The organism is Bariatricus sp. HCP28S3_A7 (assembly GCF_052066375.1).
Lineage (GTDB): Bacteria > Bacillota > Clostridia > Lachnospirales > Lachnospiraceae > Allocoprococcus.
In genome coordinates this window covers 235360-251523 of the sequence record NZ_JBQHSG010000001.1, presented here as the reverse complement: position 1 = coordinate 251523, position 16164 = coordinate 235360, and the positions used below count along the sequence as shown (strand labels likewise).

19 protein-coding genes and 1 pseudogene are annotated in these 16164 nt (G+C 45.6%); 1 reads left to right on the top strand and 19 read right to left on the bottom strand.

Annotation, left to right across the window (positions count from 1 at the left end):
- Position 1 precedes the first annotated feature (1 nt).
- From dxr to hdhA, 17 genes and pseudogenes are all read right to left on the bottom strand, one after another.
- Positions 2-1144: a 1-deoxy-D-xylulose-5-phosphate reductoisomerase gene (gene dxr / locus ACTNA4_RS01270; protein ID WP_427807087.1), complete on the bottom strand. Its 1143-nt coding sequence runs from the start codon at positions 1142-1144 to the stop codon at positions 2-4.
- A 60-nt stretch (positions 1145-1204) separates the two neighbouring features.
- Positions 1205-2008, bottom strand: coding sequence for a phosphatidate cytidylyltransferase (locus tag ACTNA4_RS01265; protein ID WP_441028203.1), 804 nt, complete (start codon positions 2006-2008; stop codon positions 1205-1207).
- Positions 2001-2717: an isoprenyl transferase gene (locus tag ACTNA4_RS01260; protein WP_427819763.1), complete on the bottom strand. Its 717-nt coding sequence runs from the start codon at positions 2715-2717 to the stop codon at positions 2001-2003. The genes ACTNA4_RS01265 and ACTNA4_RS01260 overlap by 8 nt, the downstream gene beginning before the upstream one ends.
- A gap of 112 nt (positions 2718-2829) precedes the next feature.
- Positions 2830-3381: a ribosome recycling factor gene (gene frr, locus ACTNA4_RS01255; RefSeq protein WP_427807090.1), complete on the bottom strand. Its 552-nt coding sequence runs from the start codon at positions 3379-3381 to the stop codon at positions 2830-2832.
- Positions 3382-3409: 28 nt separating this feature from the next.
- Positions 3410-4105, bottom strand: coding sequence for a UMP kinase (gene pyrH / locus ACTNA4_RS01250; RefSeq protein ID WP_427807091.1), 696 nt, complete (start codon positions 4103-4105; stop codon positions 3410-3412).
- Between the two features lie 126 nt (positions 4106-4231).
- Positions 4232-5146, bottom strand: a complete 915-nt coding sequence (locus ACTNA4_RS01245; protein WP_441024831.1) for a DMT family transporter — start codon at positions 5144-5146, stop codon at positions 4232-4234.
- Positions 5147-5199: 53 nt separating this feature from the next.
- Positions 5200-5958: an amino acid kinase family protein gene (locus tag ACTNA4_RS01240; RefSeq protein WP_427819761.1), complete on the bottom strand. Its 759-nt coding sequence runs from the start codon at positions 5956-5958 to the stop codon at positions 5200-5202.
- 131 nt (positions 5959-6089) lie between these two features.
- Positions 6090-7031, bottom strand: a complete 942-nt coding sequence (locus tag ACTNA4_RS01235) for a tRNA dihydrouridine synthase (RefSeq protein ID WP_427819760.1) — start codon at positions 7029-7031, stop codon at positions 6090-6092.
- Complete coding sequence (gene tsaA / locus ACTNA4_RS01230; protein WP_427819759.1) at positions 7028-7711, bottom strand: tRNA (N6-threonylcarbamoyladenosine(37)-N6)-methyltransferase TrmO; 684 nt, start codon at positions 7709-7711, stop codon at positions 7028-7030. The genes ACTNA4_RS01235 and tsaA overlap by 4 nt, the downstream gene beginning before the upstream one ends.
- Before the next feature lie 34 nt (positions 7712-7745).
- Positions 7746-8522, bottom strand: coding sequence for a GTP pyrophosphokinase (locus ACTNA4_RS01225; protein ID WP_441017339.1), 777 nt, complete (start codon positions 8520-8522; stop codon positions 7746-7748).
- Positions 8523-8681: 159 nt separating this feature from the next.
- Positions 8682-8816, bottom strand: a complete 135-nt coding sequence (locus tag ACTNA4_RS01220) for a hypothetical protein (RefSeq protein ID WP_427819268.1) — start codon at positions 8814-8816, stop codon at positions 8682-8684.
- A gap of 127 nt (positions 8817-8943) precedes the next feature.
- Positions 8944-9378: a hypothetical protein gene (locus tag ACTNA4_RS01215; RefSeq protein ID WP_441028201.1), complete on the bottom strand. Its 435-nt coding sequence runs from the start codon at positions 9376-9378 to the stop codon at positions 8944-8946.
- Positions 9339-9713: an ABC transporter permease subunit gene (locus ACTNA4_RS01210; RefSeq protein ID WP_441028199.1), complete on the bottom strand. Its 375-nt coding sequence runs from the start codon at positions 9711-9713 to the stop codon at positions 9339-9341. The genes ACTNA4_RS01215 and ACTNA4_RS01210 overlap by 40 nt, the downstream gene beginning before the upstream one ends.
- A gap of 29 nt (positions 9714-9742) precedes the next feature.
- Positions 9743-10456: pseudogene (locus ACTNA4_RS01205) on the bottom strand (ABC transporter ATP-binding protein); the annotation flags it as partial.
- Positions 10457-10660: a PLDc N-terminal domain-containing protein gene (locus ACTNA4_RS01200; RefSeq protein ID WP_441017345.1), complete on the bottom strand. Its 204-nt coding sequence runs from the start codon at positions 10658-10660 to the stop codon at positions 10457-10459. It lies immediately after the preceding pseudogene.
- Between the two features lie 26 nt (positions 10661-10686).
- The gene (locus tag ACTNA4_RS01195) at positions 10687-11520 is read right to left on the bottom strand and encodes a helix-turn-helix domain-containing protein (protein ID WP_441028197.1); all 834 of its coding nucleotides are present in this window, start codon (positions 11518-11520) and stop codon (positions 10687-10689) included.
- A gap of 391 nt (positions 11521-11911) precedes the next feature.
- The gene (gene hdhA, locus ACTNA4_RS01190) at positions 11912-12709 is read right to left on the bottom strand and encodes a 7alpha-hydroxysteroid dehydrogenase (RefSeq protein WP_427807101.1); all 798 of its coding nucleotides are present in this window, start codon (positions 12707-12709) and stop codon (positions 11912-11914) included.
- A 667-nt stretch (positions 12710-13376) separates the two neighbouring features.
- On the opposite strand from hdhA, the gene ACTNA4_RS01185 reads away from it, so the two are divergent.
- Positions 13377-13961 carry a manganese efflux pump MntP family protein gene (locus tag ACTNA4_RS01185; protein WP_427807102.1) on the top strand — a complete coding sequence of 195 codons (585 nt, stop codon included), beginning with the start codon at positions 13377-13379 and terminating at the stop codon, positions 13959-13961.
- Positions 13962-14087: 126 nt separating this feature from the next.
- On the opposite strand, the gene ACTNA4_RS01180 is transcribed toward ACTNA4_RS01185, so the two are convergent.
- Together ACTNA4_RS01180 and ACTNA4_RS01175 are read right to left on the bottom strand one after the other, a co-directional pair.
- Positions 14088-14900 (bottom strand): TPM domain-containing protein, encoded by an 813-nt coding sequence (locus ACTNA4_RS01180; RefSeq protein ID WP_441028195.1) that lies wholly within the window; start codon positions 14898-14900, stop codon positions 14088-14090.
- Positions 14901-14916: 16 nt separating this feature from the next.
- Positions 14917-16035 carry a hypothetical protein gene (locus tag ACTNA4_RS01175; RefSeq protein WP_441017351.1) on the bottom strand — a complete coding sequence of 373 codons (1119 nt, stop codon included), beginning with the start codon at positions 16033-16035 and terminating at the stop codon, positions 14917-14919.
- Positions 16036-16164 lie beyond the last annotated feature (129 nt).

The window sequence follows — 16164 nt, the reverse complement described above, 5'->3', positions numbered from 1 at the left end:
ACTACCTCCTGCTTCTGATTCTTTCATAGGTTGCCGCTTCTGTTTCCAGTATTTGTTCCACAGTCGGGTTTTCAATCGTCTTATGCGCTCTCATACAATCCTCGATAATCTCTATAATTTCCAGGTATTTGATCTCCCGGTTCAAAAACTGGCTGACTGCCAGCTCATTTGCCGCGTTAAATACGGTCGGCAGTGTTCCCCCTGTCCGTCCTGCCTCGTAGGCGAGTTCCAGACCATAAAACGTATCCATATCCGGTTCTTCGAAATCCAGATGTCCGATCTTCCAGAAATCGACTCGGTCTCCGGGAAGGTATCGTCTCTCCGGATAATAAAGTGCGTACTGGATCGGCAGCTTCATATCGGGCGTGCCGAGCTGTGCGATCACCGCGCCGTCTACGAATTCAACCATGGAATGGATTACGCTCTGTGGCTGAACGACCACCTGTACATCATCGATATCGACATCGAAAAGCCATTTTGCCTCCATCACTTCGAGTCCTTTGTTGACCATGGTAGAAGAATCGATGGTGATCTTGCGTCCCATTGCCCAGTTCGGATGCTTCAGTGCATCTTCAACGCGGATATTCAGCAGATCCTCCTGTTTCTTTCCGCGGAACGGTCCGCCTGATGCGGTCAGAAGGATTTTCTTCACTTCGCTCCGTCTGCTTCCCTGCAGGGATTGGAAGATCGCGCTGTGTTCGCTGTCCACCGGAAGGATCTTCACACCCATTTTCTTAGCCAGCGGCATGATGATGTGCCCTGCCGTTACCAGTGTTTCTTTATTTGCCAGTGCGATATCCTTGCCCGCTTCGATGGCTGCGATCGTAGGCCGGATGCCGATCATTCCGACGATCGCCGTGACCAGTATCTCGCTTCCTTCGATCTGTGCGATTTCCAGAAGTCCGTCCATTCCGCTTACGACCTTTGTACCGGTGTCGCGGATCCGGCTTTTCAGTTCTTCGGCTTTCTCCTCGGCCCATACGCCGACGAGTCTGGGATGGAATTCGCGGATCTGCTGCTCCAGCAATGTGATATTATTTCCGGCTGCAAGAGCAAGCACTTCGATATCTTTATTCTCTCTTACGACTTCCAGGGTCTGTGTTCCGATCGACCCTGTAGATCCAAGTATTGCTATTTTTTTCATTTGCGCCTCCTGCCTGTATGGCTTTCTATTTCCAAACTTGTTACGGTCCGCCGTGCAGCACTACATGATTGCCATTGCCATAAAGTAAATAACAGGTGCTGTGAAAATCACGCTGTCAAATCGATCCAGGATACCGCCGTGTCCCGGGATCAGTTTTCCGTAATCTTTAATATCGTGGTCTCGTTTGATCGCTGACGCTGCCAGATCTCCGATCATGGAGATCATACCTCCCACGAAACAGATCAGTGCAAATTCGGCCGGACTGACCGTCGTGCCGCCCCATCTGTTGATGGCAAGTGCGTAAAGTGCGCCTAGAAGTGCAGCTCCTGCAAGTCCGCCGACTGCTCCTTCGATGGATTTCTTCGGGCTCAGCTTCGGAGCCATTTTATGCTTTCCAATCAGCACACCGACGCAATAAGCACAGGTGTCACATCCCCAGGAGCAGAGGAACACGAGTCCCACGAGAAACAGTCCGTCTTCCAGATTTCTCGTCTGAAAAATGAAAGACAGCATGACTGCCACATAGAGGATCCCGAAGTATACCGTCGTGACCTGATCCGATTTGAATTTCGGAAATGAAAATACATAGACCGCCATCACACCAACCAGTGCTGCGATAAATACCATAACCTGAAGCTGAAAATTACCCGGTGCGGCAAGGAGCACCACATAATAGGCGATCGATGCCAGATATCCTGCGATTCCAAGCGGATTCTTCTCACATTTGACGACCTGATAGAGTTCTCTGAGTCCGATCAGGCTGACCAGAGCCAGTGTAGTCCATAACACATATCCTCCGCTATAAATGGTCAGAAATGCGATGATGACCAGTACAATTCCGCTGAGAAGTCTTGTCTTAAACATCTTCTTCCTCCTTTATCTTACCGTAACGTCTGTCTCTGTTATTATATTGCATAATAGCCTTTTCTAATTCTTCTTTTGTGAAATCCGGCCACGGAACGTCGGTGAAATAGAATTCGGTATAAGCCAGCTGCCATAACAGATAATTGGATAATCTGAGTTCGCCGCTGGTCCGGATCAGCAGATCCGGGTCCGGAATTCCGTGGGTGTCCAGATAGCTTTCAAATACTTCTTCGGTCACTTCATCGGAAGTGATCTTTCCTGCCTCACAGTCTTTCATCATTTTCCGCATGGCACGGACCATCTCGTCGCGGCTGCCGTAGTTGATCGCAATCTGAAAATTCAGCCCGTCGTTATTCTTCGATGCCTCTTCCAGTTCTTCGATCCGGGTACGGATATCGTCATCCAGACGGGTCTTGTCTCCGATCACCCGTACCTTCATGCGGTTCTTCTCCGCCGTTTTCAGACAGGTCTTCATATAATTGCGAAGCAGTGTCATCAGTGCGTCCACTTCACTTTGCGGACGGTTCCAGTTCTCTGTGGAAAATGCATAGACGGTCAGATATTTGACTCCCATCTTATATGCCACTTCACAGATCTTCTCTACATTCTTACTCCCCTGAGCATGACCGTAATTTCTCGGCATCCCTTTCGACTTCGCCCAGCGGCCGTTGCCATCCAGGATAATTGCGATATGCTGTGGTACGTTCATACTTTTTCCTCCCGTGCATTCCAGATAAAATTCCGTCCTATGCACTTTCTATAAAACAGAATAAAGGGGCTGCAGGTTTCTTTGCTGCCCCTCCTCTTTCTATCACAACTTGTTATACAGTCATAACTTCCTTGGATTTCGCTTCTACAGATTTATCAACTTCCTTGATATATTTATCGGTCAGTTTCTGCAGATCTTCTTCCATATCCTTGATCTCATCCTCTGAAACTTCGGTGCCTTTTAATTTCTTAAATGCATCGTTGCCGTCGCGGCGGATATTGCGGACTGCCACTTTAGCTGCCTCACCTTTCTTCTTAACATCCTTCACGAGTTCTTTTCTTCGTTCCTCGGTCAGTTCTGGAAATACCAGGCGAATCACACTGCCGTCGTTTGTCGGGTTGATTCCGATGTCTGACATCTGGATTGCCTTCTCAATTTCACGGATCAGCTTCTTCTCCCATGGCTGGATCTGGATCAAACGTGCTTCCGGTACGGAGATGTTCGCTACCTGCTGAATCGGAGTCGGTGTTCCGTAATAATCAACCGTCAGTTTATTCAAAATATTCGGATTCGCTCTTCCTGCACGGATTGATGCAAGCTCTCCATCCAGATTCTTCAGTGTCTTCTGCATCTTCTCCTCGTATACTTTACATCTTTCATTCATGGTTTCTTCCTCCTCTAATTCAAGCGTCCTATACCGTAACTTTCGTGCCGGTAAAGTGTCCGCTCATAGTCTCAACAATACTATTTTCTTCGTTCAGTCCGAATACCAGCATCGGCATCTTATTCTCAAGACACATAATGGATGCGGTCAGATCCACTGCCATCAGCTTCTTATCGATGATCTCCTGAATGGAAATCTCATCGTACTTCTTCGCCTCTGGGTTTACCTTCGGATCACTGTCATAGATTCCGTCAATTGCCTTTGCAAGGAGCATCGCATCCGCTTCGATCTCGATTGCTCTTAATACTGCTCCTGTATCCGTTGAAAAATACGGATGTCCCGTTCCTCCCGCGAAGAAAACAACCTTTCCTTCGTTCAGTGCTTCTACTGCGGCATCCTTGGAAAATAATGTGGTAAATGCACCGCAGACGAACGGGGTAAATACTTCTGTCTTCATACCCACATGACGGAAAATATCGGATACATAGATACAGTTCATGACCGTTGCCAACATACCAATCTGGTCTGCCTTCGTTCTGTCGATCGTCTCACTGGTTCTTCCTCTCCAGAAGTTACCTCCTCCGGTCACGATCGCCACCTGAATGCCCTGGTCCACAATCTTCTTCACCTGCTCGGCAACCCCGATACATGTTGCTTCGTCAAACCCTGTCTTCTTATCACCTGCAAGCGCTTCTCCGCTTAATTTTAAAAGTACTCTCTTCATCTGTCTTCTTGCTCCTGTCTTTTCAGTTTGCATATAGCTCGCACTATGTAAATAGTATATCATACCTGTTTTTAAAATGGAAGTTCTATTTCTTTCCTGGTTCTCTTTCCAGTCACCGATTCATCCTTACGGCTGAACTGTTTTTCTTTCCGGAAGCTGTGCAAGTATGATCGCGGCAAACATCAGCACGCATCCGCAGATTTCTCGCATGCTCATCACCTGTCCGAGTACCACCCATCCGGCCAGCACGGAGAACACGGATTCAAGACTCAGGATCAGGGAAGCCACCGTCGGGTCCGCATCTTTCTGGGCCACGATCTGAAGTGTATAGGCAACTCCACTGGACATCACACCTGCATAAAGCAGCGGAACCGCAGCCGCAAAAATGGCGGACAGTGATGGCTTTTCAAAGAGAAACATCGGGATCGCGGAGAGAATTCCCGTAATCCAGAACTGGATGCAGGACATACGCACGCCGTCCACCAGCGGTGAGAAATGATCGATCACTAGGATATGGATGGAAAATACAATGGCACATAGAAGTACCAGAAAATCACCTTTGCTGATAGAAAGTTTCTCGGTCATGCAGAGCAGGTACAGTCCCACGACTGAGATTGCCACGCTGATCCACACCTTCACTCCTACTTTTTTCTTCAGGAAAATTCCAAAGATCGGCACCAGCACGATGTATAATGCGGTGATAAAACCTGCCTTTCCGACGGTCGTGTATTTCACACCAAACTGCTGCAGATTGGATGCCACACACAACGCAATCCCACAGCAAATTCCTCCTATGAGAAGGGTCTTCTTCTCTTTTTCTGACATCGTGCGCTTTTCCGTTACCCCTTCTTCTTTCATTTTCAAACGATCCAGAAACCAGATGCACGGAATCAGCACGATTCCTCCCAGGATCGACCGCACGCAGCTGAACGTGAATGGCCCGATGTAATTCATCCCCACGCTCTGCGCCACGAACGCGACGCCCCAGATAAATGCCGTCAGAAACAGCATTGTAATATTTTTCAAACTCATTTTCTTCATGATTAGTTACCTTGTGTATCCTTTAGATTCTATTTTTTCCCGTAACGATCCAGTTACTCTTTTTCTTTATACTCAATGATATTCTTATTCTTCAGCTCGTGATCATAGAGTTTGTTTTCATCTTTGATGATGATCGTTCCCGCACCTGCAACGCTGAAAAATTCCAGAAGAAGCACATGGCGGATCCTGCCGTCCAGCATATGTACCCGGTTAACTCCCTGTTCTGTCGCAAGCAATGCAAAGTCCAGAATTTTCCTGAGTCCCTCCGGGAAATTTCTTTCTTTTTCCAGCGAACGCACTGCCGGCACGGTAAGGCGCGGATAGACCTCCTTGCGGCTTTCATCTATATAGATTCCGGGATATTTAGAAAGATAGATCAGCTTATCTGCCCCAAGCCGGACTGCAATTTCCAATGCCGTCTCCTTCGGGTCAATATACTCGGATTCATTATCAATATCATTCGGAACGATGACCGGAATGTAATCGTTATCCAGAATCATATGTAACGTCTGCACGTCGATTCCGCAAACGCCGATTGCCTTCACTCCACAGAGTTCCAAGAGCTTTGCGATCCGCTTGTTCTCACGGAACTTGTCCATTCCCATTCGCGTGTCATGCACAACGACCGGATACATGCCTACGCTTTTAAGAAGAACGATGTCCTTCATCAACTGCTGTTCTTCCATCCCGCTCAGCCACTCGCTGCAGCCGTATTCGATCACGATAATTTTCTGGCTGAAATCGCGGATATACGGAAGCGCATCGATCAGAATCGCCGCCTTCTTCTCCACTTCTTCTAAGTATTTATCCATTTGTGACACCTCACTTTTATTCTTTAAATTTCACAATCAGGACTATCATATCATAAACTCTTCCCATACACAAAGAATTTCTTATTTCATATTTCCTTATCTCAGAATTTCTCAACTCATGTTTTCTTTTCTCAGATCTTCATATCGCACGCCAGAAACAATTCGTCTACAGCCTTCTCATAAATCTCCACCTTCTGTGCCTTTTTTATTTTCTTCAGATATTTACCGGAATCCGGAAACATTTCTCCCATGTATGCCCAGAGTTCTTTCATTTTAAATAGAACCGGCGTATCCCCGGAGTTCACTTCTATATATTCTTTCAAAAGGCGGTCGTGAAACTCATGAATTCTTTCTTTTTCCGGAGCCCCTTTACCTTTTATCATTCCGATCAGTCCGGGATTTCTTAAAATCCCCCGCCCCATCATAAGCATTTCCGTCCGCGGAAATCGTTCTTTCCATTTTGCATAATCTTCAACCGTAAAAATATCGCCGTTATAACAAAGCCGGTTTGCGCTCTCTTCTGTCGCTTTTTCGAAAGCTTCCAGATTCGGAGTATTCTTATAATAATCCTGTTGGAGCCTCGGATGAACGATCAGTTCTTCCATTGGAAAACGATTGTAGATCCGAAGCAGTTCATCAAACTCTTCCTCATCCCATTTTCCGATCCTGGTCTTGACGGAAATCCTCATATCCAGCGCTTCAAATATTTCATCCAGGAAGCGTTCCAGGTCATCCGTTTTGATCAGGAAACCCGATCCGCGGTATCGGGATACCACTGTTTTGGACGGACAACCCAGATTAAGATTCACTTCCTGATATCCGAATTCCTCCTCCAGTTTCTGCGCACAAAAAATAAACTCTTCCGACCGATTCGTCAGAATCTGCGGAACAGTATACATTCCTTTATTATGCTCCGGCAAAATATCATTCAGCTCCCTGGAACTGAATTTCCCTTTCTGATTCGGTGTCAGAAAGGGAATGAAGTATTTGTCAGCCGGTTCGAACAATTCATGGTATGTTCTCCGGTAAATGTATCCCGTGATTCCTTCCAGTGGTGCCATATAGTATTTCATATGGTGTCCTCACTTTCCACCCCAACGATAAACAATTTCTCCCCCTCCACACGAAACTTCACATTCATCCCCGCGTAAGCCATTCCATAGATCCGCTCCGGATCATTCTGATAAGATGGCCGCGGATCCTGTTCAAGAATCTGAAAAAGCACCTTTCTATCTTCTTCTCCGATTCCATCCAACACTCCATTTTCATCACACACGGAAAGAGCATAGTCCTGCACTTTCCCGGCGAATCCGCTTTTCGCTTCCGGATGGCTGTCCACATATGGCAAATAAGGCTTGATATCGTAAATCGGCGTCCCGTCAAGCAGATCGGCTCCGGTCACATAAAGAACAGGGCCTTCCTTTTCTGTTACTTCAATTCGATCAAGTTTCACACTGGAAAGCCCGAGGGGATTCGGGCGAAAAGGTGATCTGGTCGCAAAGACTCCCATCCGGCAGTTTCCTCCGAGCCGCGGTGGACGTACGGTAGGACTCCATTCTTCCCGTTTTCCTTCGGAGAATTCCCATATCAGCCAAAGATATGAATAGTCTTCCAGCCCCCGGACCGCCTCTTCTCTTCGGTATTCTTCTTCTAAAACAATTCTTCCGCGCGTGTCCGCCAAATTACTCTGCCTCGGAATCCCGAATTTCTCTGGGAAATCCGTATGGATCACGGCTATTTTCTTCAATTCCATTTCACACCTATCCCTCCCATTCCCATTCCCATTTCTATTCCTTCTCCTCCCGCTCCTCTTTCATGCGCCGGAAATAGGAACTCATCTCATCCGCCATGCCCGACAGCCGGTTCAGAAGTTTCGAGAAGTCGGTCAGCATCTCATCGTCTTTATAATAAGGATAGACAATGTCATGGTCGATCTCGCTCCAGCCTTCCTCGAAGAGCGTTCTTCCCTGAATTTCTACATAATAGCCTTTATATTTCACAATATAGTGGAGTGAACGGTAAATCCCGTCTGCCCGGATCTCGATCAGATTCCGGTCATAAATCTTTGTGTCTCCGGAACGCTTATAGACTTTCGGGCGTTCCGCGATATAATAATGATTGATGTCGTCATCAAAATCCTCAATTCGATTTTCAACATACTGCTCCGGTTTATTTTCAAACACACTGGTCAAATAATTGTGGAAATACACCCAATCTTCCCGGTACAGGAAAAACACCCGAATCCCAATCAAATCCGTAATAAACTTGTGGTAGTTCGTCCGGTCCAGGCGGGAGAATTTCCCCATGTTTTCTCTCCGTTTCCGGATGATCTTCTCCAGAAGATGCCCCGGCTCCTTGGTACGGTATCGGTATGAATGGATTCCCGCTTTTTCAATATCATATAAATAATCGTCCACAAAATCTTTGCCGATATCGCGCAAATGTCCCTCGATTCCCTGATAATCCTCGTAGATCGCAGTCAGCTCTTCCCATGAAATCTGCGCTTCCCGGAACTCCTTCTCGGACAGATTATATGTTTCCAAAAATTCTTTTTTATCTATCATTTATCGCTCCTTAAGGACGTTCCTTTTGCCACGAGGAGCGCCCTTTGCTCTTTTTCTGTTGGTTTTATTATACAAAGAAAGCAGTTTTTTGTAAACTGTTGTATTCGCAATGCCAAAAGCTTAAATTTTTTTCAAGATAAAAGGCACAACATTTTCATGCTATGCCCTGTCTTTCCGTTTCTTTATTTCGTTCTTTAATAGGTTGATCCCCATAATCAATGAAAGTACTAATGTAATCGGTGAAATCAGAATATTCACCAGCAACTGCCCCGCCTTTTTTAACCAATCCCGCATATTCCACCTCTTCTTTCGCATCCTCCATTATAAACGCTGAAATTAATTATAAAATTTAAAATGCGAATGTCAATGGACTTTAGGGTTTTTTAATATTATGACCAAATTCTTTAGACTTTCCAGCATTTTACAGTGCTTTTTTATTGAATCCGGTCACTGCTGCGATGGTCTGAATCAGGATCAGAAACGTAATCACAATGAGTGATGCCTGGTAATCTTTGATTTCTGCAGATTTCGTTAAAACATTCGTAACCCCGAGAAGTTCGGTGGGAAGATATTTGCTGATGCCGTGATACATTCCCAGAAGATAGGAAATGAGGAAAACGCCACCTGTCATTCCCAGTACAGCCGTGTTTGTCCGGGCAAGTACGGAACTGAGGAAGATTAGGCTTACCAGCCACACACCTAAAATATAGAAGCAACCTGCAGCAAACAGCGGATGTTCGATCTTGCTTTGATCCCAGAAATACTGGTTATATCCAAATGTGATCCCGTACATCAGCCAAAAGAAAACTGTCCAGACTATGAGAACCATGATTTTTTTGCGGCGAGTATTTTCCATCTGGAAATTCCTTTTGTCACCATGCCGATCAGCGTTCCGCTCTGATATTCAGACGTGAGGATTCCTGCAAACATCAGGAGAAATACGATCAGCGCCATGGGTGCATTTTTGTAAAATTGTGTCCATGAAGTCATAGCATCCACTTCCACCGCGGTCACTACAAGCCCGGTTTCCGCCATACTATCTGCCATACTTTCCATCATCCAGGGTGTCAGTTTGGCGATGGCCGGATTCATGATTCCGAACAAAACCGAGATCAGCAGAAGAATAACCGCTTTCCCGCTCCGGAATAGTCCGAGAAATTCTTTCTTTATAAATGCTGTAAATGCGCTCATTTCCCGATCACCTCCATAAATAATGCTTCCAGATCCTCTTTCCTGTGAAATTCAATCTCGAAACCGACGCCTTTGTGCATCGCATGAATGTCGTCCATGGTTCCCTGGAGCGCAATTTCTCCATGATGAAGCAGCGCAATCTGATCGCAGATCCGCTCCACATCAGACAAGATATGCGTGGAAAACAAAACAGTCGTGCTCTCCCTGACGGCAGACAGGATGTCCAGTATTTCCTTGCGCCCCAGTGGGTCCAGAGCAGAGGTCGGCTCATCGCAGATCAAGAGCTTCGGTTTTCCAAGCAGTGCCTGTGCAATCCCAAGCCTTTGCTTCATCCCTCTTGAAAATCCGTGTATCCTTTTATCAGCTTTCGTCAGTCCGACCATCTCCAGCAGCTCATCCGCTCTTTTGTCCGCTTCTTTCCGGGTGATCCCGGACACTTCAGCGCAGAGCCTCAAATATTCTCGCGGAGTCATAAATCCATAATATTCCGGGACATCCGGCAGATAGCCGACATACCGGTTGGTTCGTGTCTGCCCGTAGCACACCGCCTCTCCCTCCACCAGAATTTCCCCGCCGTCCATCCGCAGCAGACCCAGAATCATTTTCATAGTCGTCGTTTTACCGGCCCCATTCTCGCCGATAAACCCGAACACCGAATGCTCCGGGACCCGGAAACTCAGATCGCGAATGATCTCCTGGCTACCAAATGATTTTTTCACGTGCGAAACTGTCAGTGTATCCATCTAACTCTCCTCTTTTCCCAGAAGGAAATACAGCACCGGACCGATAAATTCCATTCCGATAATGGTTACGACAAGCCAGATCGCCCGATTTCCTCTTTTATAGTTCTTGTGTGTAAGAATATGGTAAATGGTGTAGCCCAGAAGTCCGAACTGGACAATCACAAGCGGTATAAGAAACGGTAGCATTTCATTTAGATTATTCATAATGGTTCTCCTTCCTTGTTTGGATGTTATTCTTCTTTCAATATTCGGATAGTATTTCGGAAAATTTCCTGTTCCCTGATTTCGTCAAACACAGGATGCATAAGCCCCTGAACTGCGCTGTCGCGGATCGTTTTCTTATCTCTGGGCGCTCTTCCTCCCAGATCGAAGCTGTCATACCATTTAGAAATGGTGTCAAAATAATCATCTCCGTGCCGCTCCAGGTTCTCTTCTTTCAACATCCAGTCGATGACCGTTCCATACAGTCTGACTCTTTCCAGCGCTTCTTCCGTATGATGATGCATGGTATACACCATAGCGGCCTCCAGATGAAAGAGTGCGGCAGAGTTCGGAACCAGACGTTCTACATCAAAGAGTTTGCAGATTTCATCCGTTCTTCGTATGATCTCACTGCAAAGCTCCATCTCTTCTTTCTGAATATCCAGATATAACGTCGCCCCGTCAATCAGTAACATAAGATGAGTGAACATACTGACCTGTGTACGCCGGATCGCCTTCTCTTTCTCTCCGGCCATCTGATAAGCCTGTATCAGCAAAGAATCCGCCGTCCTTTCCATCCGCTGTGTCTGATCCAATTCTTCCAACTGCTCGATCACTTCATTTACCCTTCCCTGCATCAGCCGAATGACGGCACGAATCATGACCGTTTCATTACAGATTCGTATGTCTTTGCAGTCATCCAGTATATGACCGCACAACTGATCCGCTTTTTTCAAAATCTCCTGACCCCGCTTTTCATCACCGGCCAGCATAAAATGGTTCAGCCACAAAAGGCAGATCTGATATAAAAAAGAATAACAGGAATAGTATTTCCGTACCAGTTCTTCACTCTCCTTTATCACATCTTCAAATGGTCTGGATGCAAATTCTCCCGCCGAAGCCTGGTCAGATTATCGGCAAACTGTAAGGTGTTCAATATATTTTCCCTCCTTTAGTCCGGTTTGTTTAATATCATTTTATTGGAAAATGCTATGAGAAACAATGGAGGCTTACGATACTTTGCGATTTTTTATCAACTGCCACGATACTTTTTTCAAATTCAGAGCTTTGGAATCGAGGAAATGGAGCTAAGCTGGCTCCAAATGCTATTAAATGGTTAACAAATGGCCTCAAACTCACCACACAAAAAAAGACTGCAATACCTTGATTGAATCAAAATCATCAAAGTATCACAGCCTGATTATACTTATTTAAGTTGCAATGAATTAACCGATTTGTATACGACTACATATTCTACCGTCTGTTCTTCATTTCAATCATGTCGCCAAATACCGGTGTCGGCATGCCGAAACCTCCGGATACATCCACGATCTGTCCCGTTGTGTATGCTGCATCGTCACTTGCGAAATACAGTACCGTTCCTGCAATTTCTTCCGGTTTACCCATTCTGCGGATCGGTGTATGCTTCAGGAAAAATTCCTGGAATTCCGGTGTCAGATTTCCGGATACAGCTTCGGTTGCCGTCATTCCCGGAAGCACTGCGTTGCAGCGGATATTGTCTCTTGCACACTGTGTTGCAATCAGCTTGGTCAGATAGTTGATTGCTGCTTTGCTGGTTCCGTATGCAATCTGGGAAATATCCGGGCGGATGCCACCTACAGAAGAAATATTGATGATACTTCCGCCGCCATTTGCTGCCATATGTGGGATCACTGCCTGTGCACTGAGGAACACACTTGCAAGATTCATATCGATTGTACGAATATACTCGTCATATTCAGTAGACTTAATGTCAAGATCCTTCTTCGGATTGGATGTTCCGAAGTTATTTACCAGAATATCGATCTTGCCCTCATTCTTGATCACTTCCTCCACCATGGATGCATATGTTTCCTTCTTGGAAGCATCATTATAAACAGTCTTAACATTGCAGCCTTCCTTGTTCAGCTCGTCCGCACGCTCAGCAGCCCTCTCCATATTTCTTGCGCCGATATAAACGACTGCGCCCTCGCGCGCCAGACGCTGTGCACATGCCAGTCCGATACCTCTTGTCGCTGCAGTTACGATTGCTACTTTTCCATCTAATCTCATATCTATTCTAATCTCCTTTCCGATTGCTGTTATGTAATTCAACAGCGTTGTACACTATGATACCACAATTTAAGGAAAAATAAATATCTTTTTTGTGTATTATATATTTTTTTATGTTATTATTTTGTCATTATTGTGTATATTTTAACATTTTGATAATCTTGTAACATACACGTCTTTATATGTTCCTTTATTAATTTGATACATTATAGAGTTTATGAAGGATGAATTGTTCAATAACAGAATGTTTCATAATCATTATATATCGGGTACTTGTTACATGCTATTTACACGATATCATTGTTCCCCTTTTAAATGCCATAATTCTTCAAGATAGGTCTCTTTTTTATAAAATGACATTTTTTCTCAATACCGATTGACAATCTTTTCACCACATGATAAAATCACAACTGTTGTGAGGGAGTAGCGAGCGCAAATCCTTTGTGTAGCAAGTCAACATACTGGCCGTCTGGCCTGGCTTGTTTTAAATTGCGAGACTCATGTGTAACTGTGAAGCTATACATGGAGTCTGTTTTTTTGTCCTGACACCAGGTATGGTTTTCACCGTATCTGGTTTTTTTATGACCGTTTTTATTCATTTTTTAATTAACATTTTCACATTTTATTATTACCAATGCGCAGTCATTATATTACGGAGGAATCATGTATGATGCTTGGATTTGTATTCTTTTTTAACAGTATTCTGCTGGGAGTCGGACTTGCCATGGATGCATTTTCTGTCTCTCTTGCCAATGGATTGAACGAACCTTGTATGAAACCCAGAAAAATGTGCCGGATTGCCGGGGTTTTCGCGATTTTTCAGGCAGTTATGCCGATGATTGGATGGATTTGTGTTCATACGATCGTGGAATATTTTCAGTCTTTTGAGAAATTCATCCCGTGGATCGCACTCATCCTTCTTGGATATATCGGGGGATCGATGCTGCATGAGGGACTTACCAGTAAAGAAGAACCTTGCGAGAAACCGGGTGTGGGATTTGCCGCGCTGATGATTCAGGGAATTGCAACTTCTATCGACGCACTTTCCGTTGGATTCACGATTGCGGATTATGATCTTCTTTCTGCTGCGATTTGTGCATTCATCATCGCAGTTGTTACTTTTATCATTTGTATGGGAGGGCTGGTAATCGGGAAAGGTGCCGGAACGAAGCTTTCCGGGAAAGCAACCATTCTTGGCGGTGTCATCCTGATTTTCATCGGACTTGAGATTTTCATTACCGGAGTCTTCTAAATACAATATCGTTTACAATAGTTCACCGGAGAGAACAGATACGTTCCCTCCGGTTTTACTTTACTCCTATTCGTCCAAAAGCTCTGAATGTTCATACGCAATTTGTTATGGAATTGTTATGAAATATCAGAATTTGCCGCCGCCACCGCCGTGTGTTGAACCGGAAGAGCTGGTGTGGGTGCTGCTTCCGCCGGAACTGCTGCTTTGCCGTTCAATTTTTCGAGTCGTCACAAACCGGTTGACAAGCCGGTCTTTCTGCAGGGACAGTGAAAAGCTGCCCGGAACCTCATAGTCTCTGGCCTCCGGTTTTCTGCGCACCGTCTTAAGTGCTGATTTTTTCGCACTTGCCATGATAAGTGCAATGATGAATCCGACAACAAACGATCCGAAAATCCAGAAGATCGGCATGGATCTGCGCGGCATATTTCCCACGTCATAAGGCTCTTCTTCATAGGCCTGGGTCAGAAATTTATCGCAGAGTGACGCATATTCTATAAACGCTGTCTCATAATCGCCATCACTTAGATACGGCACAAATTCATCGGATATGTATTCGATCCCCGCGTCGGTAAATGCTGTAATTCCAAAGCCGCAGGTACTGATCCAGTAGTCACGATCTTCCATGCTGACGAGAAGCAGGATTCCGTCACGGTCCTCGCCATATCCGTATCCGTTATAGTCATAGTAGTCATCCGCATACTCCATGGCACTCTTGCCTTCCAATGTATCCGTCGTGACTACGACCACATCACACCTCTGCCGTTCGCTGATCTCTTCCAGTAATTCTGTTAATTTGCTCTCTTCATCGTCATCTAAAAGGTCAGCATGATCCGCCACAAGCGGTGCCTCCTTCAGATACGCTCCCTCGGCTGATGCCGGAAGAACCGCAGACATTGCCAAAAGAATCGTAATTATAACTGCCAAAAATCGTTTCTTCATTTGTCCACCCCTCCCATCACAGCATGAAAATCCACATCAAAACACTGATGATCACTCCGAAGATCACACTTCGGGTTGCCACATAACGCCAGTAGGCTTTTTTATCCATCGGGAGATCACCCACCATCTTGCCGGTCTGTCCGTTCATAGCGAAGGTGTATTTCTTTCCTTCCCATGTTGTATTAAGGATCCATACCGGATACAATGCATATAAATATTTTGCATTGTAAATATTGACATTGCTTCCTGTCGTCGTAATCATCTGATATCCGGTTACAGTATTTCCAAAAACAGTTTCCGCACTGCTCGTGATTCGTTCTTTCGCACGCTCCAAACATTCTTCCATATCCACATCGTAGCGGTCTGCCACAAATCCCGCCAGATATGCCGGGGTAAATGGTACCGCCTCGGAGAAATCAAATGGCTCAATGGATTCCATCAGTGTATCATCCATTTTCTCGGAACCGTCCGCCGGAATCCGTTCGAACCGGACCGAGCCGCCGCGCTCTACCAAATAATGTTCATGTTCCGTATATTCGGTGTCGCCGTTCTCCCAGACACGGAGATTTCTCGCATCATACATAAAATGGGACTTGGTATCAGCATCAAACAGCCAGAACGGAACGTATACGCCCTTGATCTCATCAATATGGTTCTCATCCTTAAATACCTTCGGAAGGAACGGCTTGCCTTTCAGATGGCTGTAATATGCCGCCTTTGCAGCTTTCTTATCTTTCTTAAACGGAATGACATAATCCGGCTTCTGATCACCGGAAAATTGTCCCTTCATGACAACCCGGTTCCCGCAATACGGACAGGTGGTCGCTCCCGTTGTCTCTTCTGCAATGATCTCACCGCCGCAGGACTCACATACATAGACCCGCATTCCATCGGTCTCACCTTCTGCCCACTGATTGTCGTTGGCCGCCTGCCAGTCTACTTTGTCCTGACTTCCACTTTGATTCTCGCTATATACCCCATCTGAAGCTGTCTGCTGTTTGTTTTCCTGCATTTTCTGAAATTCTTCCACCGCGATTTCGGTATCGCAGTAGGGGCACTTCATCTTCTGCGACTTACTGTCGAATTCCATGGCACCGCCGCAGGCCGGGCATTTGTATTCCATCATATCAGACATAGTTCTCATCTCCTTTCACGCGGCATCTCCGGGAGGATCTGCCGGACGTCTTTTGCTTTATGACGTTTCCTATATATTCAGTTTACCACCAGTTTTTGCATTAAGCAATTTCTAATTACGGAAACACTT

What these genes read in the sequence shown, in the direction of transcription:
- dxr (WP_427807087.1), bottom strand. Translation starts at nt 1,144, where the DNA reads ATGAAAAAAATAGCAATACTTGGATCTACAGGGTCGATCGGAACACAG.
- ACTNA4_RS01265 (WP_441028203.1), bottom strand. Translation starts at nt 2,008, where the DNA reads ATGTTTAAGACAAGACTTCTCAGCGGAATTGTACTGGTCATCATCGCA.
- ACTNA4_RS01260 (WP_427819763.1), bottom strand. Translation starts at nt 2,717, where the DNA reads ATGAACGTACCACAGCATATCGCAATTATCCTGGATGGCAACGGCCGC.
- frr (WP_427807090.1), bottom strand. Translation starts at nt 3,381, where the DNA reads ATGAATGAAAGATGTAAAGTATACGAGGAGAAGATGCAGAAGACACTG.
- pyrH (WP_427807091.1), bottom strand. Translation starts at nt 4,105, where the DNA reads ATGAAGAGAGTACTTTTAAAATTAAGCGGAGAAGCGCTTGCAGGTGAT.
- ACTNA4_RS01245 (WP_441024831.1), bottom strand. Translation starts at nt 5,146, where the DNA reads ATGAAGAAAATGAGTTTGAAAAATATTACAATGCTGTTTCTGACGGCA.
- ACTNA4_RS01240 (WP_427819761.1), bottom strand. Translation starts at nt 5,958, where the DNA reads ATGGATAAATACTTAGAAGAAGTGGAGAAGAAGGCGGCGATTCTGATC.
- ACTNA4_RS01235 (WP_427819760.1), bottom strand. Translation starts at nt 7,031, where the DNA reads ATGAAATACTATATGGCACCACTGGAAGGAATCACGGGATACATTTAC.
- tsaA (WP_427819759.1), bottom strand. Translation starts at nt 7,711, where the DNA reads ATGGAATTGAAGAAAATAGCCGTGATCCATACGGATTTCCCAGAGAAA.
- ACTNA4_RS01225 (WP_441017339.1), bottom strand. Translation starts at nt 8,522, where the DNA reads ATGATAGATAAAAAAGAATTTTTGGAAACATATAATCTGTCCGAGAAG.
- ACTNA4_RS01220 (WP_427819268.1), bottom strand. Translation starts at nt 8,816, where the DNA reads ATGCGGGATTGGTTAAAAAAGGCGGGGCAGTTGCTGGTGAATATTCTG.
- ACTNA4_RS01215 (WP_441028201.1), bottom strand. Translation starts at nt 9,378, where the DNA reads ATGGAAAATACTCGCCGCAAAAAAATCATGGTTCTCATAGTCTGGACA.
- ACTNA4_RS01210 (WP_441028199.1), bottom strand. Translation starts at nt 9,713, where the DNA reads ATGAGCGCATTTACAGCATTTATAAAGAAAGAATTTCTCGGACTATTC.
- ACTNA4_RS01200 (WP_441017345.1), bottom strand. Translation starts at nt 10,660, where the DNA reads ATGAATAATCTAAATGAAATGCTACCGTTTCTTATACCGCTTGTGATT.
- hdhA (WP_427807101.1), bottom strand. Translation starts at nt 12,709, where the DNA reads ATGAGATTAGATGGAAAAGTAGCAATCGTAACTGCAGCGACAAGAGGT.
- ACTNA4_RS01185 (WP_427807102.1), top strand. Translation starts at nt 13,377, where the DNA reads ATGATGCTTGGATTTGTATTCTTTTTTAACAGTATTCTGCTGGGAGTC.
- ACTNA4_RS01180 (WP_441028195.1), bottom strand. Translation starts at nt 14,900, where the DNA reads ATGAAGAAACGATTTTTGGCAGTTATAATTACGATTCTTTTGGCAATG.
- ACTNA4_RS01175 (WP_441017351.1), bottom strand. Translation starts at nt 16,035, where the DNA reads ATGTCTGATATGATGGAATACAAATGCCCGGCCTGCGGCGGTGCCATG.